Annotated in this window: 23 protein-coding genes; 19 read left to right on the forward strand and 4 right to left on the reverse strand. The window is 66.6% G+C overall.

Translation table 11 applies throughout. The features are described 5' to 3' along the window. Positions 1 to 176 precede the first annotated feature (176 nt). The 3 genes from IE191_RS14365 to IE191_RS14375 all read left to right on the forward strand — a co-directional run bounded on the left by IE191_RS14365 (position 177) and on the right by IE191_RS14375 (position 3,337). Positions 177 to 1,142, forward strand: coding sequence for a CDP-alcohol phosphatidyltransferase family protein (locus tag IE191_RS14365; RefSeq protein ID WP_229815402.1), 966 nt, complete (start codon positions 177 to 179; stop codon positions 1,140 to 1,142). Between the two features lie 297 nt (positions 1,143 to 1,439). Then, entirely contained in the window at positions 1,440 to 2,543 is a 1,104-nt protein-coding gene (locus tag IE191_RS14370) for an inositol-3-phosphate synthase (protein WP_191325073.1), read from the forward strand. 2 nt (positions 2,544 to 2,545) lie between these two features. Beyond that, positions 2,546 to 3,337, forward strand: coding sequence for a phosphocholine cytidylyltransferase family protein (locus tag IE191_RS14375; RefSeq protein WP_191325074.1), 792 nt, complete (start codon positions 2,546 to 2,548; stop codon positions 3,335 to 3,337). Positions 3,338 to 3,448: 111 nt separating this feature from the next. On the opposite strand, the gene IE191_RS14380 is transcribed toward IE191_RS14375, so the two are convergent. The 4 genes from IE191_RS14380 to IE191_RS14395 form a co-directional block, all read right to left on the reverse strand. Then, complete coding sequence (locus tag IE191_RS14380; RefSeq protein ID WP_191325075.1) at positions 3,449 to 5,104, reverse strand: trimethylamine N-oxide permease; 1,656 nt, start codon at positions 5,102 to 5,104, stop codon at positions 3,449 to 3,451. Further along, positions 5,101 to 6,771 carry a choline dehydrogenase gene (gene betA / locus IE191_RS14385; RefSeq protein ID WP_191325076.1) on the reverse strand — a complete coding sequence of 557 codons (1,671 nt, stop codon included), beginning with the start codon at positions 6,769 to 6,771 and terminating at the stop codon, positions 5,101 to 5,103. The genes IE191_RS14380 and betA overlap by 4 nt, the downstream gene beginning before the upstream one ends. After that, positions 6,758 to 8,170 carry a betaine-aldehyde dehydrogenase gene (gene betB, locus IE191_RS14390; RefSeq protein WP_191325077.1) on the reverse strand — a complete coding sequence of 471 codons (1,413 nt, stop codon included), beginning with the start codon at positions 8,168 to 8,170 and terminating at the stop codon, positions 6,758 to 6,760. Before betB ends, betA begins: the two co-directional genes overlap by 14 nt. A gap of 193 nt (positions 8,171 to 8,363) precedes the next feature. Further along, entirely contained in the window at positions 8,364 to 9,644 is a 1,281-nt protein-coding gene (locus IE191_RS14395) for a cyclic di-GMP phosphodiesterase (RefSeq protein WP_191325078.1), read from the reverse strand. Between the two features lie 112 nt (positions 9,645 to 9,756). Here IE191_RS14395 and IE191_RS14400 point away from each other — a divergent pair, with 112 nt between their 5' ends. From IE191_RS14400 to IE191_RS14480, 16 genes are all read left to right on the forward strand, one after another. Next, positions 9,757 to 10,146 carry a nuclear transport factor 2 family protein gene (locus tag IE191_RS14400; protein WP_191325079.1) on the forward strand — a complete coding sequence of 130 codons (390 nt, stop codon included), beginning with the start codon at positions 9,757 to 9,759 and terminating at the stop codon, positions 10,144 to 10,146. A gap of 572 nt (positions 10,147 to 10,718) precedes the next feature. Further along, positions 10,719 to 11,132 (forward strand): hypothetical protein, encoded by a 414-nt coding sequence (locus tag IE191_RS14405; protein WP_191325080.1) that lies wholly within the window; start codon positions 10,719 to 10,721, stop codon positions 11,130 to 11,132. Next, the gene (locus tag IE191_RS14410) at positions 11,132 to 11,581 is read left to right on the forward strand and encodes a terminase small subunit-like protein (protein WP_191325081.1); all 450 of its coding nucleotides are present in this window, start codon (positions 11,132 to 11,134) and stop codon (positions 11,579 to 11,581) included. Before IE191_RS14405 ends, IE191_RS14410 begins: the two co-directional genes overlap by 1 nt. Positions 11,582 to 11,665: 84 nt before the next feature. Further along, positions 11,666 to 13,174: a terminase gene (locus IE191_RS14415; RefSeq protein ID WP_191325082.1), complete on the forward strand. Its 1,509-nt coding sequence runs from the start codon at positions 11,666 to 11,668 to the stop codon at positions 13,172 to 13,174. 129 nt (positions 13,175 to 13,303) lie between these two features. Beyond that, complete coding sequence (locus tag IE191_RS14420; RefSeq protein WP_191325083.1) at positions 13,304 to 13,504, forward strand: hypothetical protein; 201 nt, start codon at positions 13,304 to 13,306, stop codon at positions 13,502 to 13,504. Then, a complete protein-coding gene (locus IE191_RS14425; RefSeq protein WP_229815404.1) occupies positions 13,497 to 15,170 on the forward strand; it encodes a portal protein in 1,674 nt (557 codons plus the stop codon). Before IE191_RS14420 ends, IE191_RS14425 begins: the two co-directional genes overlap by 8 nt. Positions 15,171 to 15,452: 282 nt before the next feature. Beyond that, the gene (locus IE191_RS14435) at positions 15,453 to 16,109 is read left to right on the forward strand and encodes a hypothetical protein (RefSeq protein ID WP_229815405.1); all 657 of its coding nucleotides are present in this window, start codon (positions 15,453 to 15,455) and stop codon (positions 16,107 to 16,109) included. Positions 16,110 to 16,121: 12 nt separating this feature from the next. Further along, a complete protein-coding gene (locus IE191_RS14440) occupies positions 16,122 to 17,138 on the forward strand; it encodes a major capsid protein (RefSeq protein ID WP_191325086.1) in 1,017 nt (338 codons plus the stop codon). Positions 17,139 to 17,217: 79 nt separating this feature from the next. Then, the gene (locus IE191_RS14445) at positions 17,218 to 17,661 is read left to right on the forward strand and encodes a Bbp16 family capsid cement protein (RefSeq protein ID WP_191325087.1); all 444 of its coding nucleotides are present in this window, start codon (positions 17,218 to 17,220) and stop codon (positions 17,659 to 17,661) included. Between the two features lie 89 nt (positions 17,662 to 17,750). Next, on the forward strand, positions 17,751 to 18,656 hold the full coding sequence (locus IE191_RS14450; protein ID WP_191325088.1) for a hypothetical protein: 906 nt from the start codon (positions 17,751 to 17,753) through the stop codon (positions 18,654 to 18,656). A 13-nt stretch (positions 18,657 to 18,669) separates the two neighbouring features. Beyond that, complete coding sequence (locus IE191_RS14455; protein ID WP_191325089.1) at positions 18,670 to 18,837, forward strand: hypothetical protein; 168 nt, start codon at positions 18,670 to 18,672, stop codon at positions 18,835 to 18,837. A gap of 66 nt (positions 18,838 to 18,903) precedes the next feature. Beyond that, positions 18,904 to 19,554 (forward strand): phage connector family protein, encoded by a 651-nt coding sequence (locus tag IE191_RS14460; RefSeq protein ID WP_191325090.1) that lies wholly within the window; start codon positions 18,904 to 18,906, stop codon positions 19,552 to 19,554. Then, complete coding sequence (locus IE191_RS14465; RefSeq protein ID WP_229815407.1) at positions 19,551 to 20,201, forward strand: hypothetical protein; 651 nt, start codon at positions 19,551 to 19,553, stop codon at positions 20,199 to 20,201. The genes IE191_RS14460 and IE191_RS14465 overlap by 4 nt, the downstream gene beginning before the upstream one ends. Further along, positions 20,201 to 22,009, forward strand: a complete 1,809-nt coding sequence (locus tag IE191_RS14470; RefSeq protein WP_191325091.1) for a phage tail protein — start codon at positions 20,201 to 20,203, stop codon at positions 22,007 to 22,009. The genes IE191_RS14465 and IE191_RS14470 overlap by 1 nt, the downstream gene beginning before the upstream one ends. Then, positions 22,006 to 22,509 (forward strand): hypothetical protein, encoded by a 504-nt coding sequence (locus IE191_RS14475; protein ID WP_229815410.1) that lies wholly within the window; start codon positions 22,006 to 22,008, stop codon positions 22,507 to 22,509. Before IE191_RS14470 ends, IE191_RS14475 begins: the two co-directional genes overlap by 4 nt. Further along, positions 22,509 to 23,006: a hypothetical protein gene (locus IE191_RS14480; protein ID WP_191325092.1), complete on the forward strand. Its 498-nt coding sequence runs from the start codon at positions 22,509 to 22,511 to the stop codon at positions 23,004 to 23,006. Before IE191_RS14475 ends, IE191_RS14480 begins: the two co-directional genes overlap by 1 nt. Positions 23,007 to 23,092 lie beyond the last annotated feature (86 nt).

The raw sequence follows: 23,092 nt of genomic DNA on the forward strand, positions 1-23,092 counted from the left end.
GCTGAGGGGGCCGACCTCCCAACGATAGTACCCTATGGGAGGTCGGGTGGGGGAGCGGGCCGGTGCCGCAAATCCGGCAGAGCCGGATTTCCAAACGGTCACTAAGCCCGAAGGTCGACCGCCACGGTTACGGTTTGCAATTGGCGCAGCGCAGGCTGCGGTATAGGGTGCGGGTGATGAACCCGTCACGTCCCATGGCCCAGGCCGAAACCGTTCCACAAAGCCCTGCCCCATCCGATCCGGCCGCCAGTGGCGAGGCCGGCAGCGCCCGCCTCGCGCGCCCGCCCCGGCCGCTGCGCCCGGCAGAATTGCAGGACTGGCTCAACAGCCGCATCTATCATCCGCTGTCCTGGCGCATGGCCTGGGCGCTGGCGCCCACGCCGATCACGCCGAACATGGTTTCGGTGTTCGGCGCGGTAATGGTGGTAGTCGCCGGGGTGATCTATTGCCAGCCGGGCTGGCCCTGGACCGCGCTGCTCGGGCTGGTGCTGCACATGGGCTGGCACGTGGTGGACGGCGCCGACGGTGACCTGGCGCGGCTGACCAAGCGCAGCGGGCCGAACGGCGAAATGGTCGACGGGCTGTGCGACTATGGCAGCCATACCGTGGTCTACCTGATGCTGGGCTGGTGGCTGCAACAGCATGTCAGCGCCTGGTGCTGGATCGCGGTGGTCGGCGCCGGGCTGAGCCGCATTGTCCAGGCCAACCATTATGAAGTGCAGCGGCGGCAATACCAGTGGTGGGCCTATGGCAACCCCTGGCTGCGACAGGATGACGTGCCGATCACCGGGCCGGGCACGGCCCTGGCGCGCCTTTACCTGCTGCTCGGGCGGGCACTGGCGCCCGGCGGAGCAGAGGTGGACGCGGCCTATGACCGGCTGGTGGCCGACCCTGCGCAGACCGAGGCGGCCCGCAGCATTGCCCGCGCGCATGCCGGAGATCTTCTGCCCAAATGGCGCATCCTGGGTGCCAACAGCCGCACCATCCTGCTTGGGCTGGCCATGCTGGCGGGATCGCCGCTCTATTACTTCCTGTTCGAGGCGATCGCGCTCAACGCGGTCCTGCTGGCCTCTATCACGCATGCAGCGGGCGCCGCGGCGCGCCTTCGCAACGATCTGACGGCGGCAACACGGACTACCTGATGGCACCGAGCCACCGCGACCGGGCGTTGCAGGAGAGCGATGAGCCGAGTAGCTATCTACAACAAGAGCGCAGTATGGCAGTCATAATGTAACAACTGCCCCGCGCTCCATTGCCATGGCCCGAGGATTGCTCTATTTTGACCGCTTCCGGTCCGGACCGTCCGGGTTCAACCTGTTCGCCTTGTGCAAAGGCAGGATGGGCAGCACCGCGAAAAGGCAGTTTCGTTTGAGTGTCAGGCAGGCACCCAGCTCATGACGAGTTGGATTGCGGGCGTGGCCGCAGGAGAATTACCTAAAATGCCATCGATCAAAGTCGCGGTTATTGGCGTCGGCAACTGCGCCAGTTCACTGGTTCAGGGTGTTTTCTATTACAAGAACAACAACTCTTCCCAAGGCCTGATCCATGACGTCATCGGCGACTATGTGCCGGGCGACGTGGAATTCGTGCTGGGGATCGATGTCGATGCCCGCAAGGTTGGCAAGGACCTGGGCGAAGCGATCTTCGCGGCCCCGAACAACACCACCGTGTTCTACAGGGACGTGCCGACCATCGGCGCCAAGGTGATGCGCGGTCGCGTGCTGGACGGCGTGGCCGACCACATGACCGTGGCGGGCGAGCGTGGCTTCATCGTCGCCGAAGGCGAAGACCCGAGCCAGGCCGACATCGTCGCCGCGCTCAAGGCGTCGGGCGCTGAAATCCTGTTGAACTTCCTGCCCGTCGGCTCGCAGAAGGCCAGCGAATTCTACATGGAATGCGCGCTGGAAGCGGGCGTGGCCGTGGTCAACTGCATCCCGGTGTTCATCGCCAGCAACCCGGAATGGGAAGCGCGCTTCCGCGCCGCCGGCCTGCCGATCGTGGGCGACGACATCAAGGCCCAGGTGGGCGCCACCATCGTGCACCGCACGCTGTCCACGCTGTTTTCGGCGCGCGGCGTGACCACCGAGCGCACCTATCAGCTCAACACCGGCGGCAACACCGACTTCCTCAACATGCTCGATCGCCATCGCCTGTCGAGCAAGAAGGAATCGAAGACCGAAGCCGTGCAGGCCATGCTGGCCCAGCGCCTGGCCGAGGAAAACATCCTGATCGGCCCGTCGGAATATGTTCCGTGGCAGAAGGACAACAAGATCTGCTTCCTGCGCATGGAAGGCGTGCAGTGGGGCAACGTTCCGGTGAACCTGGAACTGCGCCTGTCGGTGGAAGACAGCCCCAACGCCGCGGCTTGCGTGATGGATGCGATCCGTTGCTGCAAGGTGGCGCTGGAGCGTGGTGAAGGCGGCGCGCTGATCGGCCCGTCGGCCTATTTCTGCAAGCACCCGCCCGAGCAGTTCATCGACGATGTCGCGCTGCGCATGGTCGACGAATACATCGCTGCTGCCGTTCCGCAGGCGGCCGAGTAAGCATGGAAACCGCTGCCGGGCTGCGGCCCGCCGAACGCGCCGCCGCGCCCCGGCACGCGGTTATCCTGGCGGCTGGATTGGGATCGCGCCTGCGCGATCTCAGCCAGTCCAAGCCGCTGACCCCGGTCTGCGGTTTCCCGCTGCTGGAACTGGGCGTGCGCCAGGCGGCTGCCGCCGGCATTGCCCACATCGTGGTGGTGACCGGGCATGAAGCCGCCCGGGTGGAAGCCGCCCTGCCCGATCTGGCTGCGCGCTGCGGCGTGACGATCGATGCCGCCCGCGTGGCGGACTGGACCCTGCCCAATGGCCATTCGGTGATCGCCGGAGCCGCCAAGGTAGATGGTCCGTTCCTGCTGATGATGGCCGATCACATTTTCTCGGCTGAAATCCTGCAACGGCTGACCCACGAAGGCGCGAATACGCGCGACGTGACGCTGGCGATCGACCGCCGGCTCGACAATCCGCTGGTCGATCCCGACGATGCCACTTGGGTGAAGACGCGGGACAACGGCACGATTGCCACCATCGGCAAGACGATCTTCCCTTATGACGCGGTGGATTGCGGCGCTTTCCTGGCCACCGCCGCCCTGCCCGCGGCGATTGCCCAGGCCGTGGCCATGGGCAAGCCCGGATCGCTGTCCGACGGGATGCAGGTGCTGGCCGATGCCGGCCGCGCCGCGACGATGGAAATCGAAGGCGCCTGGTGGATCGACGTGGACGATCCGCGCGCCCATGCCCAAGCCGAGGCTGATTTGCGCCAGGCCATCCCGGCCTTGTTCAGCGCGGTGGTTTGATTTTTCAAGAACAACGGTGTTTGCTGCAACGCCCAGCATGGTCGCCAACGCTGCGCCAGCCAAAGATAGTGGGGTGAAGGGGGCTCTGCCCCCTTCGTCATAGCCTTTTCTTTAGCCCATGTGATGCAGCGCAAAAGCGTGCGTCACCGCAATCAGCGCAGCACACCCTGCCAGCGCCAGCCAGGGCAGCCAGCCGGCGCGGCGGGTCATCCGGCCCGAGGCATCGCGCGCATAGTCTTCGACCAGGGCATGGGGAAACACGCCCTTGTCCTGCACATAGTGGCGCCAGGCGAAGACTGGCACGATCAGCAGCAGGGCGATCAGGCCGTTGCGCAGCGTGCCCGCACCCCAGACATCGGCCCCGGCGCCCATGAAGGCCATGTTGACGAAGCCGAAGGTGCAGCCCAGCGCCAGCAGCCAGGTGGGGCAGCGGAACGGGCGATCTTTCTCGCCCCGGTCGATGCGGTGAATCCAGCCAGCCTGGAGATTGAGGAAATTGAACGCGAGGTAGCAGACATTGCTGATCATCAGCACGGCGAAATAGTCTGACGCCAGCAACAGGATGAGATTGAAGCCAAGGTCGGTCCACATCGCGGCCGTGGGCGCGCCGTGGCTGTTCACGCGCGAGAGGTAGCGCGGCAGCCAGCCATCGACCGAGGCCTGGTAGAGCGTGCGTGACGAGCCCATCATCGAGGTCATCACGATGAGCAGCAGCGACAGGATCAGCATGGCGATGAACAGGTTGGCGATCAGCACCCCGGCGGGGCTGGAGGCGACAAGGCCTAGCCCCTTGACCACGATGGCGGCCAGCGCCTGCGCCACGCCCGAGCCATCGTAGATGGCCGGAGAGAGCATGCCATCGAGGCCGAGCGAAGCCTGGAACGCCAGCGGCACGAGCGCGAAGACGAGGATGCACAAGACGCCCGAAGCGATGATCGCGCGCGGCGTGTCGCGGGCGGGATCGCGGAATTCGCGGGTGTAGCACACCGCCGTTTCAAAGCCGTAGGTGGACCAACCGGCACCGAACATGGCGCCCATCAGGAGCACGAGGCCATAGCCGTTCCAACTGCCAAAGCCGGCATGGCCCGCCGCATCGCGCAGCATGGGCAGCAGCGGGAAAAGATGATCGCGCGGCAGGTTGCCGGTGAAGACCGGGATCAGCCCAACCAGGATCAGCGGCGCGAGGCAGACCAGGCCGAGGATCTTTTGTGCGTGCGCGGCGCGAGCGGCCCCGCCATGCTGCAACACAAACGTGAGCAGCAGGAAGCCGGTGGCGATGAGCGAGACGGCGTTGATCCGCAGGCTGAGGCCTGGCCGCACGAAGCCGAGATCGACCAGCTTGATCTGCCAAGCCATGATCGCGGCATCGGGCGCGAACAGGCTGGCCATGATGTATCCCGCCGCCAGGCTGGTGGCGAGCGTGAGCACCGGCGACCAGGCCAGCCAGTTCGCCCAGATCGAGATCGGGGCGACAAAGCGGCTGTAGGGCAGCCAGGCCGCCGCGCCATAGACCGAGGCGCCACCCGACTTGTGCGGATAGAGCCCGGCAATCTCGGCATAGACGAAGCTCTGGATGAAACCCATCAGGATCGAGACGATCCACACCACCCAGCTTGGCTGCCCGATCGTGGCGGCAATGCCCCCCATGGTGAGCAGGACACCCGCCGGAACCCCCGACGAGGCCCAGAACGCCCCCTTCCAATCCAGCGACCGATGCAGTTCGCCCGAGGGCGCATCCAGGGCCAAGGCATGGTCTTCACCGATCATCGTTGGTGCGTTTCCCAGTGGGGGTGAACGTAGAAAGGTTCATTGGACGCGGGCAGCAGCGGCTTGCCGAGGATGTGATCGGCGGCCTTTTCGCCGATCATGATCGTGGGCGCGTTGAGATTGCCGGTGGTGATCGAGGGCATGACCGAGCTATCGACCACGCGCAGGCCGGAAACGCCGATCACGCGCAGTTCGGGATCGACCACTGCCAGCGGATCATCGGGGTGGCCCATGCGCGCCGTGCACGAGGGGTGCAGCGCGCTTTCGACCTTGTCGGCGATGAAGGCGTCGATCTGTTCATCCGTCACGCAATCGGCGCCGGGCTGGATTTCCCGGCCGCGATAAGGGGCGAAGGCCGGCTGCTGGAAGATTTCGCGGGTGAGGCGCACGCAGGCGCGCATCTCCGCCCAATCATCAGGATGGCTCATGTAATTGAAGCGGATCACCGCCTTGTCGCGCGGATCGGGACTGCGCAGCGTGACCGTGCCACGGCTTTTCGAGCGCATCGGCCCGACGTGGGCTTGGAAGCCATGCTCGGTGGCGAGCGAGGAGCCATCGTAATTGATGGCCATCGGGAAGAAGTGGTACTGGATATCGGGATAGCGGATGCCGGCGCGGCTGCGGATGAAACCGCAGGATTCAAAGTGGTTGGACGCGCCCAGGCCCTTGCGGCGCAGCAGCCATTCGAGGCCGACCCTGGCCTTGCCCAGCAGGTTGGCATGGCCGAACAGGGTGATCGGCTGGGTGCAGGCCATCTGGAAGTAGAACTCCAGGTGATCCTGGAGATTGGCGCCGACGCCGGCGCGATCGGCCAGCACGGGGATGCCGTGCCCGGCCAGTTCCTGCGCCGGGCCGATGCCCGAGAGCTTGAGCAATTGCACCGAATTGATCGGCCCGCCCGACAGGATCACTTCACGGCCAGCGCGCACGGTGTGCAGCGTTCCGCCGCGTTCGTATTCCACGCCCACGGCACGGGTTCCGTCAAACAGGATGCGGGTGGCGAGCGCATGCTGCACGACCTGGAGATTGGGCCGCTTGACCGCGTCGTAGAGGTGCGCCTTGGCCGAGGAACAGCGCTCCCCGTTGCGCACGGTCATGTCCATGCGGCCGAAGCCTTCCTGCCGGAAGCCGTTGTAATCCTCGGTCAATTGGTAGCCAGCCTGGCGCGCGGCCTCCATCCAGGCGTGGTGCAGCGGATTGTCGAGCGTGCCATAGGTGGTGGAGAGCGGTCCATCGCCGCCGCGATAGGCATTGCCACCTTCCAGGCGGGTTTCGGCGCGCTTGAAGTAGGGCAGCACATTGGCATAGCCCCAGCCGCGCGCGCCCTGTTCCTGCCAATGTTCGAAATCGAGCGGATTGCCGCGCACATAGACGAGGCCGTTGATCGAAGACGAACCACCCAGCCCCTTGCCACGCGGGCAATGCAGGCGCCGGTTGTTGAGATGGGGCTCCGGCTCGGATTCGTAGCGCCAGTTCCACCGTGTGGTGTTCATCGGATAGGCGAGCGCGGCGGGCATCTGGATGAAGATCGAGCGGTCCGAGCCGCCGAATTCGAGCAGCAGGACGCGATGGCGACCATCAGCCGTCAGCCGGTTGGCCAGAACGCAGCCGGCCGACCCGGCGCCGACGATCACATAGTCGAAGGTTTCCGCGTCAGTAGGGGGCATCGATCGGCTCCATGGCGACGTAGACGCTCTTGAGGCGCGTATAGTGCTCGATGGCGGCGCGGCTGTTTTCGCGGCCCAGGCCCGATTGCTTGACCCCGCCGAACGGCAGCTCGATCGGCGTGATATTGTAGGTGTTGATCCAGCAGGTGCCGGCGTCGAGCGCGGCGACGACGCGGTGGGCGCGGGTGATATCCTGGGTGAAGACCGCGCCGGCCAAGCCGAATTCGGTGGCATTGGCGCGGGCGATGACGTCGGCCTCGTCGGTGAACGGCAGGACGGCCATGACCGGGCCGAAGATTTCCTCCCGCACGATGACCATGTCATCAGCGCAGGCGGCAAAGATCGTGGGGGCGACGAATGCGCCCCTGTCACAGCCATTGGCCATGACGCGGTGCCCGCCAGTGACCAGGGTTGCCCCTTCGGCCTTGCCCTGCTCGATATAGCCCAAGACCTTGTCCATGTGGGCCTGGCTGATCAGCGCGCCGACATGGGTGGCCGGATCGGCCGGATCGCCCACCACCATCGCTTCGGTGCGCGTCTTCAGCCGGGCCAGGAAATCGTCCATCACGCTGGCGTGAACGAAGACGCGGGTGCCGTTGGAGCAGACTTCACCGGCCGAATAGAAATTGGCGAGCAAGGCCCCTGACACGGCGTTGTCCAGATCGGCATCGGGAAACACGATCAGCGGGCTCTTGCCGCCCAGTTCGAGCGTGACCTGCTTGAGCGTGGCGGCAGCATCGGCCATGACCTTGCGGCCCGTGCCCACCTCGCCGGTGAGGGAGATCTTGGCGATGCCGGGGTGGCGCGAGAGCAACTGGCCGGTGGCGGCAAAGCCCTGGACGACCTGGAAGACACCCTCGGGCACGCCGGCTTCGAGATAGATCTTTTCCAACTCGATCGCGGTGAGCGGCGTCAGTTCGGCTGGCTTGAAGATCATGGCATTGCCGCAGGCCAGCGCCGGCGCGCTTTTCCAGCAGGCGATCTGGAGCGGATAGTTCCATGCCCCGATCCCGGCGGTGATGCCGAGCGGCTCGCGCCGGGTATAGCCGAAGGCGCCGGGGCCGAGATCGACGTGCTCGCCCGCGATCGTGGCCGCGACATTGGCATAGTATTCGATGCAATCGGCGCCGGAAAGCACATCGACCGCGATGGTTTCCTGGATCGGCTTGCCGGTATCGCGCGTTTCGAGCAGCGCCAGTTCATCGTTGCGGGCGCGGAGGATATCGACCGCGCGGCGCAGGATGCGGCCTCGCTCCGTTCCCGTCAGGCGTGCCCATTGCCGCTGGCCGACACGCGCACGCTCCACCGCCGCGTTGACCTCGGCCTCTCCGGCGATGGGAATGGTGGCGAGCACTTCGCCCGTCGCAGGATTGATCGTGTCGAAGGAAGCCGGTGCCATCGTGCCCTCTGTCTGGCGGTATGTGCCCGACAGAATACGACAAGCCGGCGGGGAATCAATTTTCCCGTCCGTTCGGAAAATTCCACGATCCTGAAAATATCATTTTAAAACATATGCATATTTTTGGATTTCCATCACCTTGGGCGATATCCTGCATAAAGTTTGCTTATGCCGCTGCACGGCCTGCCACCGATCAGGCCGGCAGCGCTTCTGGCGCACCGCGCCACAGCCGGCCACGCAGCCGATTCCAGTCCGGCACGCCCCACTCTTGTGCGCAGGCATGGCCGACGATGCTGTCGAGCGGGTTGGTGTCATCCAGCAGCATGTCTTGCGGAGGCAGGCATTCCCCCTCCCGCGTGGAAAAGAACGCGGTGACGTGCGGGCCGGTGTCATGGCGACGGCCCGGCTGCACAAGTGCCAGGCGATTGCTGCGCAGCCGCACGACCATGCCTGGCGGGAACACGCCGATGCTCTGCATGAAGATGAACAACAAGTCGCGGTCGAAATGTCCGTCCCAGCTCCACATCGCGGCCAGCGCTTCGGGCGGAGACCAGGCCTGCTTGTAGATGCGATCGGAGGTGAGCGCGTCATAGCAATCGCAGATGGCGCCGAACGCGGCGGCGCGACTGATCTGGCTGGCGGCAAGGCCCTGGGGATAGCCCCTGCCATCCTGCCGCTCGTGATGATGGCGGCATACGTCGAGCGCCGTGGCGCAGACATCGCCGGATGCTTCGAGCAGGCGGTAGCCGTGTTCGGGATGATCGCGCACGCAGGCGAATTCCTCTTGGGTGAGCGCGGCGGGCTTGTTGAGCACCTCTTGCGGAATGCCGACCTTGCCCAGATCGTGCAGCAGGCCGGCCTGGCCATAGTCGCGCGTTTCCTGCGGATCGAGACCGAGGAACGTGGCGACATTGATCATCAGGGTGCAGACCGCGACGGAATGGGCGAAGGTGTATTCGTCCTTGGACTTGAGGCGCACGACATCGATCACGGTGCGCGGGCTGTTGGCGACGGCATCGGCGATGTCCTCGACCAGTTTGTGCGTATCGGCCACGCGCACGGCCCGACCCATGCGGGCATCGTCGAACAGGCCACGCATGGTCTGGCGCGCCTCGCCCACCATGCGCTGCACCTGGCGACGCCGCTGGCGGGTGATGGTCTGCATCAGGGTCTGCGACCGATCAGGCGGTGGCAAGGGCACGCGGCGGCAGCGCACAGGTGCCCCAGCGGAACTCGACGGCGTTGGCGCAACAGAGGTGGGGGCGGGTGGATCCTCGAGCTTGCGGCCCCGGGCTTCATCGATGATCACGTAAGGCACGGCAGAAGCTTGGACCTTTTCCAGATCCTCGGCGCTGGCGAGCACGAAGCGGGTGCGCCAGAATGGGTGATCGAACCACGATCCACCGAATCCGTAGATGAACATGCCAATCTTGACGTGCTCGGGGGGAATCTGGCGGATCATGCCCGGCAGCATGCGGGCTCGGGCTTCCCGCGCGCTTAAGGCGACCCTGGGGTAATACCCTATTAGAATGGTTAAATGCGCCAGACTGTTGCCGATGCGGCGTCAAAATCGTCTGTGCAGGACCATGACTCATCCCGCAGACCTTGCCATCCGCCTGCGCCGCGCCGCATTCAACCAAGCCCTTGCCGAGGCCGACCTGGCCGCGATCGGGCCGCTACTGGCCCCGGATGTGGTGCTGGTAACCGGCAGCGACAGCGCGGTCATCGCCGGGCGCAAGGCCCAGTTGTTGGCGTGGAAGCGGGAATTCGCAGCGAGGCCGCGCAGCATCTATCGCCGCACACCGAGCACGATCGAGATATCGCCGGTGGCACCGATCGCGCTGGAAGAGGGCGACTGGCAGGGCCAGCATGCCGACAGCGGCGAGGTCTACGCGGCGGGGCGCTATAGCGCGAAATGGCGCGAGATCGACGGTGCGTGGGTGATCGTGGCGGAGATCTACGTCACCATGGCGTGATGCCGACAGGCTCCGGCTCGACGACCAAGCCCGGCGCGAGGAACCGGCCATCCGGCCCGGCGCGCGCCGGCGACCAGATTTCCCACGCCCGCCGCAGCAAGACAGCCGCGGCGGCATCCGCTGGCTGCGCGAAGCGATGACAGCGCCCGTCGGGCAACCTGGCGCGGAACCACGCCCAGCCAGGCGGAAGAAGTGTGGCCAAGGGCATTGGAGGTGATTCGGGCATGGCTCGCCTGCTGCCCCCTGACTGCCAGGGGAATTTACCGCAGGGGTTAAAAGAAAATTCCTATTGTTGAATCGGCGTTTGAGGAAATTCGGGCTATTTTGGCGCAATCTGACGTGGTAATTTAGGAATTTTCCTATATTCGATACTCACATCGGGATGTCGTGGCACCAAAGGGAACAGGGCCCTCAACGTGGCACAGCCTTCGGAAAATCCACGGCGCTCGATAGCCAAATATCTGGATTACATATCCTTTTAACTCCGAAGCGACGGAACTTTCGTCGTCCGGAGCTGGCTGCTTGCGCCCTGGCGCGAGCGGCCGTCCCGCCCGATCAAAGGAAAAGTCCTGATGACCGAACCTGCCGTTCCTGCCGATACCGCTTCCGCCAAGGTCTCGCTGGCCGGGCTGACGTGGACGGAACGAACCACCTATCGCGCGCTGGCCGAGGCGGCCGAAGCCGGGCTGCCCTGCCCCAGCAACATCGATATCGAGATGCTGTGCGGCTACAACTCGTGCTCGATGGGGCCGGTGATGGTCAAGCGGCTGGAGCGCAAGGGTTTCATCCGCGTGGAACGCTATCAGCGGTTCCGCATCGTGGAAATCGTGGCGACCGGCGCGCGCACGGCGCGGGCCGCGAACATGCGGGCCGATACGCCGCATATTCCCAAGGGCACGCATACGCCCACGCGCAACCTACCGACCAGTGCAACGCCGCGGCCGAGCGACCGCAAACCTTACAAGGCCGGAAAGGGGCTGGCTTGATGACGCGCACCCGCAAGGCCGTACGTGATCCGGTGCTGGAGGAAATCCTGCTGGCCGGCCTGGCCGAAGGCATCACGCTGCGCAAGCTGTGCCGGCGCCACCAGGTTGCGCCCGCGCTGGTGCAGCGCTGGCGGCTGGAAGACCGCGAGTTTGCCCGCCGCTTTGCCCTGGCGCGCGAGGCCGGGTTCGAGGCGATTGCCGAGGAAACCCTGGAAATCGCCGACGATGACGCGGGCGACGTGACTCACAAGGAAAAGGCCGACGGCACCATGTCCGTCGCCAAGAATCCCGACAACGTGGCGCGGGCGCGGCTGCGGGTGGAGACGCGATTGAAACTGCTCTCGAAATGGGCACCCGGGAAATACGGCGAAAGCGCCGGCGCTGGCGACGCGCAGGACTGGAGCGAGCGGCTGGCGGCAGCGCGGGCGCGGGTGTTGAAGGGGCGGTGATGGGTTACTGCTGTGGCAGGGCCTGCCTTCCACCACCCCCCGACCCCCTCCTCTGAAGAGGAGGGGGAGCAGGAAAGGGTTTGCATGGCGAAGAAGGCAGTGGATGCGAGCGATCTGGCCGAGGCGATCGGGGCGTTCACCCACGATCCGCTGGGGCACGCGCTGTTTGCCTATCCCTGGGGCCAAGGCCCGCTGGCCGGAATGAGCGGGCCGCGCCGCTGGCAGCGCGAGGTGCTGGAGGAAATCGGCGCCCATCTGGCCGATCCGGCGACGCGCCACACGCCCTTGCGCCTGGCGCGGGCATCGGGCCATGGCATCGGCAAATCGGCGCTGGTGGCGATGATCGTGAAGTGGGCGCTGGACACCTGCCCCGATGCCCGCGTGCTGGTGACGGCCAACACCGAAAGCCAGCTCGACACCAAGACCGCACCGGAAATCGCGAAATGGGCGGGGCTGGCCCTGACCGCAGGCTGGTTTGCCCAGACACGCCGCGCGCTGGCATCGACTGCGCCGGGCCGTGGCCCCGCCTGGCGCGCAGACCTGGTGACCTGGAGCGAGCACAACACCGAGGCATTTGCCGGCCTGCACAACATGGGCCGGCGCATCGTGTTGATCTTCGACGAAGCCAGCGGCATTGCCGACAAGGTGTGGGAAGTGGCGCTGGGCGCCCTGACCGATGCCGATACCGAATTGATCTGGCTGGCTTTCGGCAACCCGACCCAGAACACCGGGGCGTTTCGCGAATGCTTTGGCAAGCACCGCAACCTGTGGCGCACCGCGCAGATCGATGCGCGCGAGGTGGAAGGCGTGAACACGCAGTATCTGGAGGAACTGGTGGCCGCCTATGGCGCGGACAGCGATGTGGTGCGGGTGCGCGTGCGCGGCCAGTTTCCATCGAGCAGCACGATGCAGTTCATCCCGCAGGACCTGGCCGAAGCCGCGCGGCGCCGGCCGGTGCCGGGGGGACTGCCCACCGATCCGGTGATCTTCGGTGTGGACTGCGCCCGCTTTGGCGACGATGAAAGCGTGCTCGCGATCCGCTGTGGCCGCGATGCGCGCAGCCGGCCCTGGAAAAGCTGGCGCGGGGTGGACGCCATGCGGCTGGCCGGGGACATTGCCCTGGAAGCGGCCCGGCACCGGCCCGATGCCATCTTTGTCGATGCCGGCAACATCGGCGCGGCGGTGGTGGACCGGCTGCGCCAATTGCTGGGCGACACCCCGGTGATCGAGGTCTGGTTCGGCGCCAAGGGCCGCGAGGCGGAGCTGGAGCCGGGGGTGAGCGTGCCCACGGCCAACAAGCGCGCGGAAATGTGGACGCGGATGCGCGCCTGGCTGGCCCAGGCCGCGCTGCCCGACAGCGATCGCCTGCGCGACGACCTGATCGGGCCGACCTATTCCTTTGCCGCCGATGACACCCGCGTGCAGTTGGAGCGCAAGCCGGACATGAAGCGGCGCGGATTGCCCAGCCCGGACTGGGCCGATGCCCTGGCCTGCACTTTTGCCGAGGCGGTGGGACCACGCGCCATGCCGGCCTGGCTGGAGCCCGAACCTGGGGCAGACGATGGCGCCGGCCGCTATGGCGAGCTGGGCTGACGGAGCAGAAAAGCCGAGATTTCACAAAGCCCTGGCCGAATCGGTCGGGGCTTTTTGCCATCCACTTCGCAGCGATTCAAGCCGGTGGCCCGCCGCCCTACAAGCACCATCATTCATGGAGGTGCCTAGATGTGCAGCACGCCCACCGTTCCCACCGCGCCCGAGCGGCAAAGCCTGAAACTGCCTGACCAGGGGGCGCCGGCCGGCGCCATGGACAACAGCCGCTGGCGCCGCGCGATCCTGGCCGGGATGGTCACGTCCCCGCTGGGACTGACCAGCGCCGCGCGCGTTTCTTCGACCACGCTTGGATCGGGAGGCACGCTTGGCTGATCCCAAATCGATCCGCGCCCATTGCGAGGCGCGCCTGGCGGTGATGAAGTCCGTCCGCCAGGACTATGAAGCCGAGGCCGAGCAGATCGCCCGCTTTGCCCAGCCGGCGCGCTCGCGCTTCCTGGCCAGCGGCAAGGACCGTTCGGGCGCGCGGCGCCGGCAATGGAACCGCACCCTGTTCGACCCGCACGGGATCGAGGCGTTCCGCACCCTGACCAACGGCATGACCTCTGGCCTGTCGAGCGCGTCGCGCCCGTGGTTCACGCTCAAGACCGCCGATGACGACCTGATGGAAGCCGACGGCGTGCGCGCCTGGCTTTCGGCGGTCGAGCGGCGGATCTATGCCTTTCTGGCATCGACCAATTTCTATGGCGCGGCCAAGGCCGGCTATGGCGAGATGGGCCTGTTCGGCACCGAAGCCTGCGTGATGGTGGAGCATCCCCACGCCGGCGCGGTGTGCCACGCGCTGACTTTTGGCGAATACTGGATCGCCCTGTCGGACGCGCTGGTGCCCGACACGCTCTATCGCACCTGCCCGATGAGCGTGAAACAGGCGGTCGAGACGTTTGGCGAGGCTGTCTCGCCCGCCGTCCGCGCGCTCTATGATCGCAGCCAATATGAAGCCGTGGTCGAGGTGATGCACGCGATCGAGCCGGACCCGGATCACGATCCGCATCGCTTCGGCTCGAAAGCCTGGCGGAGCGTCTATTGGGAAGCGGGTGCACGCGGCGATCGCCTGCTCAAGATCGCGGGCTACAACGAGCAGCCGTTCTGGGCGCCGCGCTGGGACGTGGTGGGGGGCGATACCTATGGCCATTCGCCCGGCATGGAAGCCCTGCCGGCGCTGCGCGAATTGCAGATGCAGGCCAAGCGCCGCAACGAGGCCATCGACCAGATGGTCAAGCCCGAGAAGATCGTGCCGCCCGGCGTGCGCCTGACCGGCGAGCCGGGCCGCACGGTGACGGCATCGGGCTTGGACCGCGAGGGCGTGCTGATCCCCTATCAGATGCCCTACCAGGCGGTGGCGGCGATCGGCGAGGAAATGGACAAGTGCCGGCGCCAGATCGACGCCCTGAGCTTTGCCGACCTGTTCAACGCGATCACCAACATGCGCGGCGTGCAACCCCGCAACGTGGAAGAGATCGCCAGCCGCAACGAGGAGAAGCTGACCCAGCTTGGCCCGGTGATCGAGCGGGTGGCCAACGAGAAGCTGCAAGTGGCGATCGACCGCGCGTTTGCGATCATGAGCCGGGGCGCGATGCTGCCGCCACCGCCGCCCGCATTGCACGGGCGCGGGGTGCGCGTGGAATTCGTGAGCATCCTGCAACAGATGCAGCGCATGGTCGGCATCGGCCAGATCGAGCGCGTGGTGGGCTTTGTCGGCAACCTGGCCGCCGCGCACCCCGACGTGCTCGACAAGATCGATTTCGACGAGGCGCTGGACGAATATGCCTGGCGCGCGGGCACCCCGGCGCGAATCATGCGGCCGGCGGCCGATGTGTCGCACTTGCGCGCGCAGCGTGGACAGGCAGTCCAGGCCGCGCAGGCCGCCGCGCAGATCAGCCAGATGGTGCCGGCGATGAAGGATGCAGCGGCGGCGGCCGAACTGCTGTCGCGGGCCGACGTGGGCGGTGAAAACCTGCTCAAGCGGCTGATCCAGCCGTGAGCATGACCCCCGAAGATGCTGCCTTCCTGATCGGCCGCCCCGAGTTCCGGCGCTATTTGCACGCAGCGATTCAAGGTGCCGGGCTGCTGGGGCAACAGACCATGGCGAGCGGGGCCGATGGCGCGCTGCTCGCCTTCCTCGAAGGGCGGCGCAGCCTGGGTTTCGACCTCATCGCGCTGGCCCATCGCGGCCAGGAACAGGCCGTGCGCGCCCAGGATCCGCTGGGCCTGACGACCATGCAGGCCGTGCTCGATGCTGCCCTCAGTGCAAAGGAAAACCGCCTTGAGCGACCCCATCCCCGCACCCGATACGACGAGCTTCCCGCCATCGACGCCGATGACCCCGATGCCATCGGCAGCGGCGATCGATCCGGCCAGCGCCGTTTCGACCCTCCCCCCGGCCGCCGCTGAAGCGATTCCTGCCGCCCAGCCCGCCCCCACCCAGCCGACCGGCGTGCCGGAGCGCTATGATCTGGCCCTGGACGGCATGACGCTGGACAGCCAGTTGCTTCAGACCGCCGATCCGGTGCTGCGCGAACTGGGCCTGTCCAACGAGCAGGCAGGCAAGCTGCTGCCCCTGGCGCAGGGCGTGATGCAGCGCACGCAGGAAAGCCTGCTCAACCACTTTGCCGACGCCGCCGCCGCGCAGAAGCGCGCCTGGGCCGAGGAATTTGCCGCCGACCCGGAAATCGGCGGCGCCCGCCGCGCCGAGAGCGAACACCTGGCCGCGCGCGGCCTGGATGCCCTGGGCTTTGGCGAAGGGCACCCGTTCCGCCAGGCCCTGGCCGACAGTGGTTTTGGCAACCACCCCGACATGATCCGCGCGTTCCGCCGCCTGGGCCAATTGCTCAGCGAGGACAGCGGCTTTGCCCGTGCCCATGCCGGCAGCGCCAGCCAGCGCCCCGTCTGGGAACGTCTCTACCCCCAAGAAGCGAAGTAAGGAGATAGCTTCATGGCCATTCTCGGCTCGAGTTACTGGAACCTGATCGATGTGCTCAAGGCCGGCGGCGACGGCCTGGGCGATGTGGTGGAGGCGCTGACCCAGCTCACGCCGTTCATGAAGGATGCCAACGTGGTCGCCTGCAACAGCGGCACCGAGCATCGTTCGACCATCCGCACCGGCCTGCCCAGCGTTTCGTGGGGCGCGCTCTATCAGGGCATCGCCCAGTCCAAGGGCAACTACACCGAAGTCAAGGACACGACCGGCTTTGTCGAAGGCCTGTCTTCGGTGGACGAGCGCCTGCTCAACCTCAAGCCCGCCGAAGCGGCCAAGCTGCGGCTGGTGGAAGGCCAGGGCTTTCTGGAATCGATCGCGCAGACCGTGGAAAGCGCAATCTGGTATTCCGACGTCAAGGTGAACGGCAAGCAGTTCCACGGCATGGCGCCGCGCTACAACTCGCTGTCGAACGCCAACGTGGTGAACGGTGGCGGCAGCCAGAGCGACAACACCTCGATCTGGTTCGTGACCCATGGCGACATGCAGACCAGCGTGATCGTGCCCGACGCCGTGCCCGCCGGCGTGCAGCGCGAGGACATGGGCCGGCAGCGCGTGCTGGATGGCAACGGCAACCCCTATTACGTGAAGGAAGAGAAGTTCACCCAGCACCTGGGGCTGTGCGTGAAGGACTGGCGCTTCAACGGGCGCATCGCCAACATCGACGTGTCCGACGTGGTGGCCGGGACCGTGGCGCTCAATCCGCTGCTGCGCAAGCTCTATTACAAGCTCCAGGGCCGCCGCGCCTATCACATGGAGCGCGAGGGCCAGGTCAGCCCGGGCCGCACCGTGATCTACATGAACCGCCTGCTGCTCGAAGCGCTCGACGCCGAAACCAGCAACGGCCGCAGCGGCGTGGACAATTTCGTGCGCCTCACGCCCATGGAAATCCAGGGCGAGGAAGTGATGACCTGGCGCGGCATTCCCATCCGCGAGACCGACGCGATCGTCACCAACGAAGCGCTGGTCGCCTGATCCGCGCGCGCTCTGGCGGCGCGCCGGCCATGGCGCGTCTGCCAGGGCGGTGTCCCCCGTCCAACCCGGAGATTTCCGCATGATTATCGACAATTCGCTGTTGCTGAGCGATGCCCAGGCGGTGACCGCCTCGGCCGCTTCGGCCAATGTCATCGACCTTGGCACCACCGGCACACCCTATGGTGCCAACGCCGCGCTGCTGCGCGACCTGGGCCGGGGCCCGGAAGTGGACCTGGCCGTGACCGTGACCCAGGCCTTTGCCGGGCTGACCAGCTTGCAGGTGAGTGTGCAGGTTTCGCCCGACAACGCCACCTGGACCACGGTTTCCAGCGGGGCCGTGGTGCCGCTGGCCAGCCTGGCGGCCGGATACCAGTTCAAGGTGCCCGGCAGCATCGAGGAAGGCGTCAATGCGCGCTACCTGCGGCTTTACTACACCGTGGGCGGCAGCAACGCGACCGCCGGCAAGATCACTGCCGCCGTGGTGGCCAGCCGCCAGACCAATCTGGGCGTGGGCGGCCAGTAACGGCCAGGCCCAACGGCTTTTGGCCGGGCGCATGGCGACGTGCGCCCGGCACCTTGCCCCTTTCCTTTTTGCTTACCAAGGAGACGCAGATGCCAGCCGCCACCCAGAGCAGCTTTGGCGCCAACGGCACCTGGCAGGACATTGCCGCCACCCTACCCGCTGCGGCGAATGCCGACGTGTTGTTGCAGAACATCGGCCAGCAGCCGGTGAAAGTGTGCTTTGGCGGCTCGGCCGCCCCTGCCAGCGACCTGGCCGGCGTGACCGTCTATCGCCAGGGCACGATTGTGGGCAATGCCGCCAACGTGTGGGTGCGATCGCCCGGCGGCACCAGCCTGGCCGTGACAGTGGGCCATTCGGGCGGGGTTTCGGGCAACGTGGCAAGCCTCGGCAACGTGGCGGCCGGCGCGACCGACAGCGGCAATCCCGTGAAGATCGGCGGCGTCTACAACGCCACGCAGCCTACCCTTTCCGACGGGCAGCGCGGCAATCTGGTGCTTTCCGCGCGCGGCGAAGTGCTGACGGCAATCGGCAGCCTGGGCAACATGGCCAGCGTGGTGACGGGCGTGGGCGCCGATGCCAGCGGCAGCGTCAACGGCCTCAACGTCTATGCCCGGCCGGGCGTGTTCAACGGCACCACCTGGGACCGCGCCAAGAAGCCGGTGAGCACCACGCGCCTGCTGTCGTCCGCCGCCACCACCAATGCCACCAGCGTGAAGACCAGCATGGCCGACCTGTTCCGCCTGCGCGGCTACAACGCCAGCACCTCGGCCCGCTATCTCAAGCTCTACAACAAGGCCAGCGCGCCGACCGTGGGCACCGACACCCCGGTGGCGACCTACTACCTGCCGCCGTCGAGCCCGTTCGAGATCGCGTTCGATACGCCGCTCTACTTCAGCACCGGCCTGAGCTTTGCACTGACCGGCGTGGCGGTGGACAGCGATACCACGGCGATCGCGGCCGGTGACATCCTCTGCCTCAACATCCACTACGCCTGAAGGAGCACGTTCCATGGCGATCTGGCGCCGCGACGACGACACGCTGGGCGAACTGTTCGACGATGGACTGGACCTCAAGCCGGGCGAGGACGGCTTCACCCGCTCGCTCGCCCAAGCCCACTTCGGCACCAAGGCCTTCAGCTATGTCGGCACGCCCGACTGGCAGGTGCCGAGCGAATAGCCACGCCATCTCCCCTTCTCCGCGCGGGAAGGGGCACGTTTTGCCTGGCAGCAAGGACAAGAGCCCATGGCCCAACTGATCGACATCTGTAACCGCGCCTTGGCGCAGATTGCCGCCGGGCAGATCGCCGATTTCGCCGAAGGCAGCATCGAGGCGCGCGAAGCGAACCGCTTTGCCAAGCCGCTGCTGGCCGAACTGGCGGAATGGGCGCCCTGGCCCTGGGCACGGGCGCGCGTGGTGCTGGCCGAAGTGAGCAACGACCGGCCCGCCGAATGGCTGCATGCCTATGCCGCGCCGACCAACCTGGCGCTGCCGCTGGCGGTGCGCGCGGTGGAGGACGATGCCACTGCGCTGCCGCTGGGCGGATCATTTCCGTTTCCGGTGCAGGATGCCCTGCCGCTGGCGTTCCTGTTTGAAGGCGGCCGGATCTACAGCAACGTGGCCAATGCCACGCTGGTCTTCGTGCGCAGCAACGTAAGCGCGGCCGAGTTGCCGCCGCTGGTGGCGCGCGCATTCGAACTGGAACTGGCCGCACGCCTGGCACTGCCGGTGAAGAAGGATGCCGCCGCCGCGCAAAGCCTGGCACGCGCCGCCGAAATCGCCCGCATGCGCGCCATTGCCGACGAGGCCAACAAGTGCGGCGGGCGCCCAGCGCGCTATGTCAGCGAAGCGGAACTGGCGCGCGCCGGCCTAGCCTGGCCGGGAGACCTGGCATGATGGGCGCGCGCACGGCCCAGGCCAATTTCTGCCGCGGCGAACTGGGGCCGCAGCTCTATGGCCGGTTCGACGTGGACGCCTGGGGCACCGCCCTGCGCAAGGCGCGCAATGTCATCGTGCTGAAGTACGGCGGCATTGCCAAGCGGCCGGGCACCGAACTGGTGGCCGAAGTGCTCGATCCCACGCAGCCGGTGCGGCTGGTGCCATTCCAGTTCTCGCTGAGCCAGACCTATGCGCTGGAAATGGGCCAGGGCTACATGAGCCCCTGCGCCGGTGGCGGCCGCATCCTGGAAGAGGAGCTGGCGATCACGGCGATCAGCAATGCCACGCAGGCGCTGGTGGAAGTGGCCTATCACGGGTTTGCCGTGGGCGACCGGTTCTACATCAGCGGGTGCGCCGGTGCGATGGGCGTCTTGCTCAACGGCCGCGCCTGGACGGTGGTGGCAGTGGTGGATGCCAGCCATTTCCGCATCGATGCCGATACCAGCACGGTGGAGGCCTTTGCCGGCTGCATCGGCGGCACCACCCGCAGCGCGCCGCCGGTTGCGCCGGTCGCGCCGGTCGTGCCGCCGGTGACGCCCGCGCCGACACCCCCGGCAATCTATTACGGCGGCTCCGGCCGATTTGGTGGAAGGGCTCTGGACTGATGGGTGGCGCACGCATCTACAAGGTGGGTTCCCCCTACAACGGGGTGGAGCTGGCCGAACTCGATTTCGAGCAAACCGCCGATACGATGTATCTGGCCCATATCGACCACGCGCCGGCCAAGCTGGTGCGCGCCGGGCACACCGACTGGACCTTTCGCCCCGTGGCCTTTGCGCCGACGGTGGCAGCGCCGGCCGGTTGCTATGCCTTTGCCACGGTGGCCAACACCGACAGCAGCAACGGCAACGCAGCTTATTTCCCGCAGGCAGCCAGCTATTGCGTGACGGCCGTGGATGATGACACCGGCATGGAAAGCCGCGCCAGCAGTGCATCCACCGCCACCAACGACCTGACCCTCAAGCGCAATTTCAACACGATCAACTGGACCGCCGTGCCCGGCGCGACGCGCTACAACGTCTACAAGGCCGACAATTCCCAGTTCTTCGGCTATATCGGCACAACGCAGAGCACGACGTTCCGCGACGACAACATCGCCCCCGGGCTCGATCGCGCGCCGCCTCAGGCCGCCAATCCCTTTGCCGGGGTCAATGACTATCCCTCCACCGTCACGCTGTTCGAGCAGCGGGCGATCTGGGCGCGCACGCGCAATGTGCCGCACGGCATCTGGGCCACGCGCAGCGGCCAGTTGGAGAACATGGACCGTTCGCGGCCGTTGCGGGCCGATGATTCCATGGCGTTCACCATCGTGGCCGGCCGCGTCAACTCGGTGAACCAGTTGGTGACCACCACCAGCCTGCTGGCGCTGACTTCTGACAGCGTGTTTCATATCGACGGTGATGGCTCGGGCGGCGTGCTCGATGCCACGCGCGCGCCGGCGACGCGACGGCAGATCGGGCGCGGTTCGTCTCGCCTGGGGCCGCTGGTGATCGACAACGTGGTGTTCTATCAGCCCAGCGTGGGCCGCACCGTGCGCACGATCGGCTATGACTTCACGATCGACGGCCTCAAATCCAACGATGTCTCGATCTTTTCGCCGCATTTCTTTGACGGGATGGGCATCGTTTCGTGGTGCTATGCCCAGGAACCGCGCAGCGTGATCTGGGCGGTGCGCGACGACGGCAAGCTGGCCTGCTTCACCTGGGAGCAGGAGCAGAACGTGTGGGGCTGGACCCTGTGCGAAACCGACGGAAAAGTGCTGTCGGTCTGCGCCATTGCCGAAGATGGCGAGGACCGGGTCTACCTGGTGGTGGAGCGCGACATCGCCGGCGTCACTCGCCGGTTCGTGGAACGCATGGCAAGCCACGCCTGGTCCGACGTGCGCGAGGCCTGCTACCTCGACTGCGCGGTGAAGGGATCGTTCGAAGAGCCCCGCACCACGTTTACCGGGCTATGGCATCTGGAGGGCCGCAGCGACATTGCCGGGCTGGTCGACGGCGTGGCCGTCAGCGGGCTGACCGTTGCCAACGGCACGATCACCTTGCCCAAGGGCATGGGCGGCGCGCGGCAAGTGATCTTCGGCATTCCCTATCAGGTGGACGTGGAAACGCTGCCGCTGCGCCTTTCGACCAACGCCGGCACCAGCGTCGGCCGGATGTGCCAGGCCGCGCAAGCCGTGCTGACCTTGGCGGACACCCGCCAGATCGAGGCCGGGATCGACGCCGACCACCTGTTCCCGGTCAAGTCCCGCAAGGACGAAGCCTGGAACGCGCCCGACGCGCTGATGAGCGGCGAATACCTGGTCAACCTGGACAACCGCGCGCGCGACGAGTGCGCGATCTGGATCCGCCAGGTGGCGCCGCTGCCGTTCACGCTGCTCGGCGTGGCGATCGATCCGGTGGTGGGCGGATGATGCCGCCCGACAGCCACGGCGTGGTCATCGTGCCGGCGCAGGCCCGCCATGTAGGCTTCCTGGCCCGGCGCATGCGGGCGATCGACCAAATCGAATGCCGCGCCATGGGCCGCGAGCCCAAGGCCGCACTGCGCCACGGCCTGATGGCCTCCACCCGCTGCTGGACCGCGCTGGTCGACGGGCAGCCCCATGCGATGTTTGGTGTGGTGGTGGAATCCGCCCTCACCGGGCGGGGGGTGCCCTGGTTTCTGGGCACCGACGCGGTGTGGCGCCATGGGCGCGCGCTGCTGCGTCTTGGCCCGGCGATCCTGGCGGAAATGCACGATTCAAGCGCCGTGCTGGCCAACCTAGTATCAGCCGACAACGTTCGGGCGATCCGCCTGCTCGAACGATGGGGTTTTGCCGTGGAACACGACCACGTGCGTGTGGGAGAGCTGGCCTTTCGCCGGTTTTCCCGACACCGCCCCGCCCTTGCCACCCTGCAACAGGAGAGACCCTGATGTGCGGCCCTGTCCTTCCGATCATTGCCACCGGCCTTGCCGTTGCCGGCCAAGGCATCAGCACGATCAGCGCCATGCACCAGGCGCAATACCAGCGCGATGCCGCACTGCGCCAGGCCGCGCTGGAACGCAGCGCGGCGCAGGATGCGCGCGATGAGACCATCCGCGCCGTGCAGGACCAGTATCGCCAGATGGCGGCCGAGGAGGGCCGACAGCGCGTGGCGGCCGCAGCCGGCGGCGTGGGCGTCGACTTCGGCACTGCCGCCGATGCTGTGGACAGCACCCGGCTGACCGGCGCGGCCCGCATCAGCGATATCGCCGCGCAAGGCGCGCGCGCGGTGCGCCAGGCCGATGCCGGCGCCGCCTTCGCCATGGGCCGGGCCAGCGCCGCTTCGGCCCAGGGGCAGACCGCCTTGCTGAGCGGGCTGGTCAACATGGGCCAGTCGGTGCTGTCGGGCGCGCGCCAGTATGGCGCAATGCGCGCCCGCATCGGCTGACCCAAGCTCCATCCATTCATTCCGACCGTCTGCGCGGCCGCACCGCCCCTCTGCTGGGCGGCGCCTTGCCACGCGCCTTGCAGGGA

Source organism: Novosphingobium pokkalii, assembly GCF_014652855.1.
Lineage (GTDB): Bacteria > Pseudomonadota > Alphaproteobacteria > Sphingomonadales > Sphingomonadaceae > Novosphingobium > Novosphingobium pokkalii.

Bases quoted from the DNA above. Each gene is read 5' to 3' on its own strand.
- betA (WP_191325076.1), bottom strand. From the start codon at position 6,771: ATGCCCCCTACTGACGCGGAAACCTTCGACTATGTGATCGTCGGCGCC.
- IE191_RS14420 (WP_191325083.1), top strand. From the start codon at position 13,304: ATGTGCAGCACGCCCACCGTTCCCACCGCGCCCGAGCGGCAAAGCCTG.
- IE191_RS14475 (WP_229815410.1), top strand. From the start codon at position 22,006: ATGATGCCGCCCGACAGCCACGGCGTGGTCATCGTGCCGGCGCAGGCC.
- IE191_RS14370 (WP_191325073.1), top strand. From the start codon at position 1,440: ATGCCATCGATCAAAGTCGCGGTTATTGGCGTCGGCAACTGCGCCAGT.
- IE191_RS14450 (WP_191325088.1), top strand. From the start codon at position 17,751: ATGCCAGCCGCCACCCAGAGCAGCTTTGGCGCCAACGGCACCTGGCAG.
- IE191_RS14400 (WP_191325079.1), top strand. From the start codon at position 9,757: ATGACTCATCCCGCAGACCTTGCCATCCGCCTGCGCCGCGCCGCATTC.
- IE191_RS14395 (WP_191325078.1), bottom strand. From the start codon at position 9,644: ATGCTGCCGGGCATGATCCGCCAGATTCCCCCCGAGCACGTCAAGATT.
- IE191_RS14410 (WP_191325081.1), top strand. From the start codon at position 11,132: ATGACGCGCACCCGCAAGGCCGTACGTGATCCGGTGCTGGAGGAAATC.
- IE191_RS14405 (WP_191325080.1), top strand. From the start codon at position 10,719: ATGACCGAACCTGCCGTTCCTGCCGATACCGCTTCCGCCAAGGTCTCG.
- IE191_RS14465 (WP_229815407.1), top strand. From the start codon at position 19,551: ATGATGGGCGCGCGCACGGCCCAGGCCAATTTCTGCCGCGGCGAACTG.
- IE191_RS14455 (WP_191325089.1), top strand. From the start codon at position 18,670: ATGGCGATCTGGCGCCGCGACGACGACACGCTGGGCGAACTGTTCGAC.
- IE191_RS14460 (WP_191325090.1), top strand. From the start codon at position 18,904: ATGGCCCAACTGATCGACATCTGTAACCGCGCCTTGGCGCAGATTGCC.
- IE191_RS14365 (WP_229815402.1), top strand. From the start codon at position 177: ATGAACCCGTCACGTCCCATGGCCCAGGCCGAAACCGTTCCACAAAGC.
- IE191_RS14440 (WP_191325086.1), top strand. From the start codon at position 16,122: ATGGCCATTCTCGGCTCGAGTTACTGGAACCTGATCGATGTGCTCAAG.
- IE191_RS14445 (WP_191325087.1), top strand. From the start codon at position 17,218: ATGATTATCGACAATTCGCTGTTGCTGAGCGATGCCCAGGCGGTGACC.
- IE191_RS14480 (WP_191325092.1), top strand. From the start codon at position 22,509: ATGTGCGGCCCTGTCCTTCCGATCATTGCCACCGGCCTTGCCGTTGCC.
- betB (WP_191325077.1), bottom strand. From the start codon at position 8,170: ATGGCACCGGCTTCCTTCGACACGATCAATCCTGCGACGGGCGAAGTG.
- IE191_RS14375 (WP_191325074.1), top strand. From the start codon at position 2,546: ATGGAAACCGCTGCCGGGCTGCGGCCCGCCGAACGCGCCGCCGCGCCC.
- IE191_RS14470 (WP_191325091.1), top strand. From the start codon at position 20,201: ATGGGTGGCGCACGCATCTACAAGGTGGGTTCCCCCTACAACGGGGTG.
- IE191_RS14380 (WP_191325075.1), bottom strand. From the start codon at position 5,104: ATGATCGGTGAAGACCATGCCTTGGCCCTGGATGCGCCCTCGGGCGAA.
- IE191_RS14415 (WP_191325082.1), top strand. From the start codon at position 11,666: ATGGCGAAGAAGGCAGTGGATGCGAGCGATCTGGCCGAGGCGATCGGG.